We start from the raw sequence: 9,301 nt of genomic DNA on the forward strand, positions 1-9,301 counted from the left end.
GGTCCTCGTGGAGATCGACCTCGACGGCACCGGCAAGGCCGACATCGAGACCGGCGTCGGCTTCTACGACCACATGCTCAACCAGCCCCGGCCGGTGCGGCGGCGAGCGACGGGCGCGCCCACCGGGGCCTGCTCTGGCGGTGGCTGGTGGCGATGGTGCCCGTGGTGCTGCTGGTCGCGCCGCTGATGCTGGTGGCGCGGGGCCAGCGGTCGCGGCAGCTCGACTGGGTCCGCCTCGCCCACCTGTCCGACCTGGCCGGGCTGCCCGGCGGGGTGGCGCAGAGCGGGGTGGTCGGTGGAGTGCTGGTCGGCCTCGCGGCACTGGGGGCGGCCCGGCTGGGCCGGCGGGCGCTGCTGCCGGTCGCCGCCATCCTCCTCCCGGCGCTGCTGCTCTTCGCGGCCGGCACGCGGGTACCGCTGTGGGTGAACCGCTATCTGGTCTTCACCGTGCCGTTCGCCTGTCTGCTCGCCGGCGCGGCGCTGGCGGCGGTACGCCTGGTGCCGGCGCTGGCCGTGGTGACCCTGGCCGGTCTGCTGGGCCTGCCCGACCAGGCGGCGCTGCGGCGTACCCACGAGTGGCCGCGCACCGCGCCGGTCGACTACGCGGGCGCGGCCCGGGTGATCGCCGAGCACCAGCAGGCCGGCGACGGGATCGTCTACTCGCCCCGGCAGAGCTGGCTCTTCCTCGACCTGGGCATGGCGTACCACCTGGGCCCGCACCGGCCCCGCGACGTGCTGCTGGCCCAGGACCAGCGGCAGCGCGCGGACCTCTGGGCCAGCGAGTGCGGCCGGCCGGCGGAGTGCCTGGCCAGCGTGCCGCGGGTCTGGCTGGTGGTGTCCGGGCGCCGGGACGACCCGGTGGCCGCGGTCGACGGGGCCAAGGGGGCGGCGCTGCGCGCGGGCTTCACCGTGCAGTCGGTGGACCCCCGGCCCGGGATCACCGTGGCGCTGCTCGTCCGACGTGGCTGAGCGGCGCCACGGCTCCGGTCAGGCGGGCTTCCGTTCGAGCAGGACGACCCGGACCCGGTCGAACTTCCGCTCCTGCACGGGCGTGAAGCCCCGGAGCAGCGCGGCCCGTTGCGGCGGCAGCCCGTCGAGCGGATCGGGCGAATAGTTGGTGCAGATCAGCCAGATGCGGTCGGTGTCGCGGAGGCAGGCCGCGGAGTCCTTGTCATCGCACTCCGAGGCCGAGTACGAGCCACGGGCGATCGACGTCGCGTTGAGGAAGACGTCGCGGGGGCGGGTCTCGTCCCGCATCTCGTAGTCGACCGCCTCGCGCGCCAGGTCGGAGAGCTTGCCGAAGACGTCGTTGTAGGCGATGCCGTCGCCGGGTCGCATGCCCTGCCGCATGACGTCGATCGCCCCGCGGTAGTCGGGCTGGCCCTGCACCGGGCTGGCCCGCACGATCCGCTGGTCCGGCTCCACCAGGTAGGCGAGAGCGGGCAGCACCAGCACGGCGGGGAGCAGCCACGCCCACGCGCGGGTGGACGCCGGCAGCAGGCGGGCGACGGAACAGATCCCGACGGCGGCGAGGATCGCCCACGCCGGGAGCGTGAACAGCACGTACCGGGGCAGGAAGAGGTGCAGCACCGTGAAGGTGGCGTACGCGAAGACGGGCGGCAGCAGCACCCAGGTGAGCAGCGCGGGCACCATCCGGTTGCCGGTACGCCAGGCCACCAGCGCACCGAGCACGGCGAGTCCGACGATCGCCGCCATGCCGCGTACCGAGAGGAACAGGTCGGCGGGGAAGTGCAGCACGGCGGCGCCGTCCGCCTTGATCCAGGAGATGGAGGCGGACTGACCCGAGGCCACGGTGAGCAACGGGACGAGCGCCACACCCGCCCCACCGGCGTATCCGAACCATTGGTACCGCCGGTTGTCGTCGGCGCCGGTGGTGCCGCGCAGCACGATCAGCAGGTGGGCGGCGAGCACCAGCAGCGCCACGAAGTGCAGCCAGCCGGTCAGGGCCACCGCGACGGCGTAGAGCAGCCAGCGGGTCCGGACCGGCTTCTCGAGGGCCCGCAGCAGCAGCAGCGTGGCGACCGTGACGCCCATGGTGACCAGGGCGTAGGAGCGCGCCTCCTGCGCGTACCGGCTCACCGAGGGAACGAGCACGAAGATCGCGCCGGCGACCAGGCCGACGCCGGTGCCGGCCAGCCGCCGCCCGATCAGGGTGGTCATCGCGGCGGCGATCGTCATCCCGATCAGCGACGGCAGCCGCAGGGCGAGCGGGTCGTCACCGGCGACCTGGGTCCAGACCCGCAGGATCATGAGGTACGTGACGTGCACCATGTCGGTGTTGGAGAGCAGGTGACCGAGGTCGCGGAGGCTCAGGTCGACCGCGTGCCAGGTCGCGTACTCGTTGTTCCACATCTGGCGATCGGCGATGCCCCGGAAGCCGACCGCGAAGGCCGCGAGGGCCGGGAACAGCGCCAGCCAGCCGGTGTGCCGGCCCGGGCTCGGGTCGTCGGGCCGGCGCGTCGCCGGGTCCGGGCTCGCCTGCGCGGAGGTCGCCGGCCGGCCGGAGAGGAGCAGTTCGTTGGGCATCTTCGCTCACTTCACCTGGAAGCCGTAGACGGACTTCGTGGCTCCCCGGCGGAAGGCCCGCACCGCGGCCGCGTCGCGGTCGATGTTCCACTTGGCCGAACCGTTGTTGTTGAACCACACGAAGCCGATGACCCGCGGATCCTTCGCCGCCCCGGCGAACAGGTCCGCGATCCACTCCGGCCGCTCGGCACCGGGCTCGCCGGCGGTTTCCATGATCATGAAGGGGCGCTGGGTGAAGGTGCGGACCTGCCGCATGGTGGGGCCGAACAGCTCGGTGAAGGTGTGCTTGCCCCGGTGGGTGTAGTAGCCGTCGACACCGACCCAGTCCACGTACCGGTCACCGGGGTAGAGCGGCTTGAGCCGGACGCTGGGCACCGGGTTGATGACGTTGGGCGTCCAGGTCCAGATCACGTTCGTGGCGTCGGCGGCCTCGAAGAGGTCGTGGACGTGCCGCCAGGCGGCGACGAAGTCGGCCGCGCTGTTGCCCTTCTTCCCCATCCCCCACGGGTACCAGCCGCCGTTCATCTCGTGCCCGAAGGTGAGCGCGATCGGCAGGTTGACCTTGCGGACGAGGCCGGCGAACTTGGTGATGTACTCGTCGTGCTTCCCCGCCGCGATGTCGGAGAGCTTGGCGTTGAACGGCTCCCACCGCACCGCCGGCAGCGCCCCGTACGAGTAGATCTGCCGCACCTCGTTCGCCGCGAACCCGTCGTCGAAGCTGAGATAGATCGTCACCACGTTCGGCTTCTTGCCGGTCCGCTCGGCGAAGGACTCGACGAGCTCCATCTTCGGCGGAGCGCCGTTGATCGCCACCCCGAGGTACTTGCCGTCCGCCGGCTTGATCAGGTGCGTGGCGTCGTACGCGGGCAGCGCCGGCCCCTTGTCCGGGCCGTGGCCCGGAGTGTCGGCCCGCCGGCCGGAGGCGGTCGCCCCCGCGAGCACCCGGGTCACGTCGACGGTCGACACGACGGCGTACTCGACGGACGCGAGGGCGATCAGCACCGCCGCGATGATCAGATGTCGGGTCTTCACTTGACCGTCTCCACGTCCTTGGCCGGGTCGACCAGCAGCGCCTGGGCCACGACGAGCAGGTAGAAGACCGCGCTGAGCAGGGCCGGCAGGAAGACCAGCGGCTCCGGGTCGGTGACCATCCGCCAGGCGGCGAGGCCGGCCCAGACCACGCCGCTGCCGGCGGTCCAGACCTTCATGCCCGTCCAGAGCCGCTTGGTCTTGCTCTTCTTAGCGGTGCCGCCGGTGGGCTGCCAACCCATCCGCCGGCCGCGGATGATGTCGATGATCGCGAAGGCGTGCGCCCAGCCGTAGATCATCTTGACCGTCCAGCTCTCCAGGCCGTACCGGTTACGGTGCCAGAACGGGAAGATGATCATGTTGTAGACGATGCTCGGCACGATGAGCAGGTAGTTGGCCAGCGCGATCTCGTGCGCGAAGGCGGTCAGCATCAGCACCGGGATGATCGGGGCGACGAAGGTGAACAGCCCGGTGTGCAGGTAGTAGCAGAAGCCCGAGATGTAGCTCAGCCGGGCCCGCAGCTTCAGCTTGGTCTGCCAGAACTTCTTCGAGCCGAGCAGGCTCATCGACCCGGCGCACCAGCGGTACTGCTGGGTGAAGAAGGAGTCGACGTCGGACGGGCAGAGCCCGGCGGCGAGCACGACCGGGATGTAGCGCAGGTTCCAGCCCTTCATCCGCAGGTCAAACCCGGTGTGCACGTCCTCGGAGTGCTCGATCAGGGTGGAACCGCCGATGGAGAAGAGCGCGTCGCGCCGGTACATGGCGCAGCTGCCGACGCAGATCGCCGAGTCGTGCGCCTGCCGGGACACCTGCACCGAGCGGTAGAAGAGCTCCTGCACGGCGCCCGCGCCCCGCTCGACCCAGGTCTGCCCCAGGTGCACCCGGAAGTACTGCGGTGACTGCACGATGCCGGCCCGCGGCTCGGCGTCGAACCAGGGCAGCATCTGGTCGAGCATGTCCTTGCGCGGCACGAAGTCGGCGTCGAGCACCAGGATGAAGTCGCTCATCGTCCGCTCGAAGGCGTACCGCATGTTGCCGGCCTTCTTGAACCAGCCGCGGTTGGGCCGGCGCTGGTAGACGAAGCCGAAGGCGAGGGCGGTCCGCTCCATCGCCTCGTTCGGCGAGTCGTCCAGGATGTAGACGGTGACGTGGCCCCGGTAGTGCCGGCTCATCGCCCGGACGTGCTCCCAGGTGTTGCGCAGCACGTGCGGCGGCTCGCCGCAGACCGGCAGGAAGACGTCGACGCTCGGGTACCGGGACGGCCGCCAGTTGCGCACCAGCTCCTGGTGCCGCGCCATGTCGAACCCGGGCGTGAAGAGGTTCACGGCCAGCGAGATGACGTAGTAGATGACGGTGAAGGCGAGCAGCGGCGCGAGCAGCAGCAGCCACGGGGTGAGCCGGACGAAGAGCAGCTGGCTGGTGATCAGGCAGCAGAAGCTGACCAGCGAGGGGAGCATCAGCGCGGCGAGCCGGCGCTTGCGGTACGAGACCAGCTCCTCGTCGGTGGGCGGCAGCGGCACCACCGCGTACGCCGCCCGCGTCGTCGCCCCGTCCGCCCGGCGGGGTGTCCATCGCTTGAACTGGCGCGGAACCCGGAACTCCGCGGTCGGATCCGGCACGGGCGCCGGGTCGACCACCGGTGGTGAAGTCATGTCCTGCCTCCCCGTTCGTCAAGCAGTGCACCCTCCTCCGGCGGAGCGGGCGAGGGTTCGCCTGACGCACGTCCAGGAAGCCGGGCACGGCGGACCGAGCCGTGTCTGCTTGATGACCGGCAAAAAGTTATTCAGTCTCGCGCATGGTGTCAATGCGCGGAAAATCTCCAAAAGGCGCAGGCAGGCGAGAAGCGTCCGGAGGACTTGCTCACATCGAGCTGATCGGCGCTCTTCTTTCACCCGGAGGGTTGATTGCGTCCGGCCCTTCAGGCCTTGGCCAGCGGTACGACCAGCACCGCCTCGGTGCCCCCGGCCGCGCCGTTGCGCAGCTCGATGCTGCCCCGCAACTCCCCCGTGACCAGCGCACGGACGATCTGCAGGCCGAGGTTGCCACCCCGCTCGGCGTCGAACTGCTCGGGCAGACCGCGCCCGTTGTCGGCGACCGAGACGTGCAGTTGCTTGCGGAGCCGGTGCGCGGAGACCACCACCTCGGGCCTCGGCGCCTCCGCCGGGCGGCCCGGGCCCTCCTCGTCGGCCGGCGGAAAGCCGTGCTCGACGGCGTTGAGCAGCAGCTCGTTGAGGATCATCACGAGCGAGGTGGCGATCTCGGCGGGCAGTACGCCGAAGCTGCCCCGCCGGCGCATGCCGACGCTCACCTCGGTGGCGGCGACCTCGGTGGCCGCGCTGGCCACCCGGTCGACGATCCCGTCGAACTCGACCGCCTCGTCGCTGGACATGGAGAGCGTCTCGTGGACCAGCGCGATCGAGGCGACCCGGCGTACCGACTCCTCCAGGGCGACCCGGGCCTCGGGCATGGACACCCGACGGGCCTGGAGGCGGAGCAACGCGGCGACGGTCTGCAGGTTGTTCTTCACCCGGTGGTGGATCTCCCGGATGGTGGCGTCCTTGGTGATCAGGGCGCGGTCGCGGCGGCGTACCTCGGTGATGTCGCGGACCAGCACCAGCGCGCCGATCGGTACGCCGGCCGGCATCAGCGGCAGCGCGCGGGTGAGCATGGTGGCGCCCCGGGCGTCGATCTCACGCCGGGGCGGCGCGTCGCCGCGCAGCGCGGCCAGCACCGCGTTCGCCGCGTCGGTGCCCTCCAGGGGGTCACCGGCCAGCCGGCGGTGCAGCTTGGCCAGGTCCTCCCCCACCAGGTGGGAGGCGTAGCCCAACCGGCGGTACGCGGACTGCGCGTTCGGGCTGGCGTAGGTGACCTTGCCGTTGGCGTCGAGCCGGACCAGTCCGTCCCCGACCCGGGGCGCGGAGGTGGTCTCGCCCGGGTGCCGGGGCGGCGGGAAGGTGCCGTCCGCGATCATCTGCGCCAGGTCGTCCGCCGTGGTCAGGTAGTTCAGTTCGAGCTGGCTGGGCGTCCGGGCGGTGGAGAGGTTGGTGTCCCGGCCGACCACCGCGACGACCTCGCCCGCCTCCCCCTCCGCGGTACGCAACCGGACCGGGATCGCCTCGTGCCGGGCCGGCACGTCGCCGTACCAGACCGGGTCGCCCTCGCGCCAGATCCGGCCCTGACGGTGGGCGACCTCCAGGTGCGCCACCTCCGGCCCGCCGACGATCCGGCCGACCTGGTCGTCGAGGTACGCGGTCGGCGCGGTCGTCGGGCGGACCTGGGCCACGCAGAGGAAGGTGCCCTCCCCGTCCACCGGCACCCACAGCAGCAGGTCGGCGAAGGACAGGTCGGAGAGGAGCTGCCAGTCGCCGGCGATCCGGTGCAGGTGATCGATGTCGGCCGGGCGGAGCTGGGTGTGCTCCTCGGCGAGGTCACGGAGGGTGGACACGCTGACCAGGGTGCCACGCCCTGGCTCACATCGTCGCGGTGACCTTCTTCAAGCCGCGCGGGGCGTCCGGGTCCTCGCCCCGGGCCAGCGCCAGGGCGAGGGCGAGCCGCTGCAACGGGAGGATGTCGAGCAGCGGGGCGTACCGCTCGTCGACCTCGGGGACGGCCATCCGGGCGGTCGCCTCGACGTCTGCCGAGCCGACCACCACCACGTCGGCCCGGCGCTCGCCGAGCCGGGGCAGCACCTCGCGCATCGACTGCCCGCCGGGGCCGGAGCCGACCACGGCGAGCACCGGGACGTCCGGGTCGGTCATCGCGAGCGGGCCGTGCAGCAGGTCGGCGCCGGAGAAGGCGAGCGCCGGCAGGTAGGAGGTCTCCATCAGCTTGAGCGCCGCCTCCCGGGCCGTCGGGTAGGCGTAGCCCCGGCCGGTGGTGACCAGCTGGGCGGCGAACCGGTAGCGCGGGGCGAGCCGGGCCGGGGTGTCGTCGGACAGGGTGCGCTCGGCCAGCTCGGGCAGGCGGGCGAGGGCGGCCCGCTCCTCGGCGGGGAGCACGCCGTCACCGGCGCGTACCCCCTCGACGAGCATCAGCAGGGCGAGCAGCTCGGCGGTGTACGTCTTGGTCGCGGCGACCGCCCGCTCGTGCCCGGCGGCGATGTCCACGCTCAGCTCGGCGGTGGCCACCAGCGGCGAGTCCGGGTTGTTGGTGACCGCGAGGGTGAGCGCGCCGGACTCCCGGGCCACCCGCAACACCTCGGCCAGGTCGGGCGAGCCGCCACTCTGGCTGACCCCGACGACGAGGGCCTCGGAGAGATCGGGCCGGGCGCCGAAGACGGTGACGGCGCTCGGCGAGGCGAGGCCGGCGGGCAGGCCGAGCCGGATCTCGGTCAGGTACGCCGCGTAGAGCGCCGCGTGGTCGGAGGTGCCCCGGGCGGTGAACACCACGTGACGGGGGCGACGCTCGGCGATCACCGCCGCGACCCGGGCGATCTCCCCGGCGTGCTCGGCGGAGAGCAGCCGCTCGTAACCGGCCGGCTGCTCGTCGATGTCGGCGGCCATGCCGGCCCCTGGACGCGTCACGTAGGACCCCCTTCTGCGCGTTTCCCGCGCGTTCCGCGCTCAGTCTTGCATCGTTCGCCCGTAACGAGCAATGGAACGAGCAGTAGTGCGCAGTGGATCACCATTGCGGTTCGTGATCGCCTAGGCTTGCCCGGCCGGCCGACCACCACCTGAGAGACGACGACGTGCCCGAGGACGACCCCGCGCTCTCCGCCGAGGAGGAGCTCGCGCTCGCCCGGCTCGCGCTGGCCGAGGGGGACCTGGCGCACGCCGCCGGCCACGTCGCCGCCGCCCTGGTGCAGGCCCCGACGCTGCCCGAGGTGCACGAGACGCTGGCCCGGGTGGATGCCGCCAGCGGTGGGGACCTGGAACTGTTCCCGCTCGGCCACCACGCCTACGTCGGGGCCGTGGTGGCCCGCGCGCATCTGCTCGCCGCCGCCGGCCGCCCCGCCGAAGGGCTCGACCTGCTCGCCGCGGCCAGCGGCTACGCGCCCGGTGCGGACTGGGCCGGAGTGCCCTGGGTGACCGCCCCCGAGCTGCCCGAACGGCTCGACCCCGAACGCACCGCCCGGATCCTCATGCAGATCTGCGCGGCGGTGCCCGACCCGGTCCCCCGCCGGCTGCGCGACCCGCTGCGGCCGTACCTCACCCTCGCCCGCAACGCGGTCACCGTCCACCCGGGGCACCCGCTGCTGCTCGGCGCGGCGTCCGCGCTGGCCCGCCGCCTCGGCGAGGTCGCCCTCGCGGTCACCTGGGCCTCCCGGGGGGTACGCGCACAGCCCACCAAACTCGGCGAGGTCTGGCTCGGGTACGCCTACCGCAGCGCCGGCCGGACCCGCGACGCCCTCGCCGCGCTCGGCCGGGCCGTCGCGCTCGACCCCGACGACCTGGCCGTCTACGCCGACATCGCCGGGACCCTGGCCGACAACGGCCGGCTCGACGAGGCACTGGACTGGATCGACCGGGCCCTGGCGAAGGACCCGACCTTCGACTGCGCGGTGCACACCGCGCACCGGCTGCGCTTCCAGCGCGACGGGGACGTCGGGCACCTGGTCGCGCTGGCCGACTTCGTCCGGGACCACCCGGACGACAGCCACGAGCACGGCGACCTCGCCGAGTGCTGCCGCAGCCGCCCCTGGCTCGGCCAGGTGACGCCGGCCGGCGGGCCGGTGCTCGACGCGCTGCGCGCGGCCCTCGGCGGGGAGGGACCCGCCCGGATCGCC

6 protein-coding genes and 1 pseudogene are annotated in these 9,301 nt (G+C 72.6%); 2 read left to right on the forward strand and 5 right to left on the reverse strand.

Annotated features, from left to right (window positions below; all coding sequences use genetic code 11):
- Nucleotides 1-969 (forward strand): annotated as a pseudogene (locus ACWEVO_RS20265) (glycosyltransferase family 39 protein); the annotation flags it as partial.
- A gap of 18 nt (nt 970-987) precedes the next feature.
- Here ACWEVO_RS20265 and ACWEVO_RS20270 read toward each other — a convergent pair.
- The 5 genes from ACWEVO_RS20270 to ACWEVO_RS20290 all read right to left on the reverse strand — a co-directional run bounded on the left by ACWEVO_RS20270 (nt 988) and on the right by ACWEVO_RS20290 (nt 8,078).
- A complete protein-coding gene (locus ACWEVO_RS20270) occupies nt 988-2,547 on the reverse strand; it encodes a glycosyltransferase family 39 protein (protein ID WP_452309081.1) in 1,560 nt (519 codons plus the stop codon).
- A gap of 6 nt (nt 2,548-2,553) precedes the next feature.
- Nucleotides 2,554-3,579 carry a glycoside hydrolase family 26 protein gene (locus ACWEVO_RS20275; protein ID WP_452309082.1) on the reverse strand — a complete coding sequence of 342 codons (1,026 nt, stop codon included), beginning with the start codon at nt 3,577-3,579 and terminating at the stop codon, nt 2,554-2,556.
- Complete coding sequence (locus ACWEVO_RS20280) at nt 3,576-5,228, reverse strand: glycosyltransferase family 2 protein (RefSeq protein WP_452309083.1); 1,653 nt, start codon at nt 5,226-5,228, stop codon at nt 3,576-3,578. The genes ACWEVO_RS20275 and ACWEVO_RS20280 overlap by 4 nt, the downstream gene beginning before the upstream one ends.
- Nucleotides 5,229-5,494: 266 nt before the next feature.
- Nucleotides 5,495-7,021, reverse strand: a complete 1,527-nt coding sequence (locus ACWEVO_RS20285) for a sensor histidine kinase (RefSeq protein WP_452309084.1) — start codon at nt 7,019-7,021, stop codon at nt 5,495-5,497.
- 25 nt (nt 7,022-7,046) lie between these two features.
- Nucleotides 7,047-8,078 carry an SIS domain-containing protein gene (locus ACWEVO_RS20290; protein ID WP_452309086.1) on the reverse strand — a complete coding sequence of 344 codons (1,032 nt, stop codon included), beginning with the start codon at nt 8,076-8,078 and terminating at the stop codon, nt 7,047-7,049.
- 185 nt (nt 8,079-8,263) lie between these two features.
- On the opposite strand from ACWEVO_RS20290, the gene ACWEVO_RS20295 reads away from it, so the two are divergent.
- A partial coding sequence (locus ACWEVO_RS20295) for a tetratricopeptide repeat protein (protein WP_452309085.1) occupies nt 8,264-9,301 on the forward strand: 1,038 nt, incomplete at its 3' end.

The sequence above is a fragment of the Micromonospora sp. NPDC003776 genome (assembly GCF_053605645.1).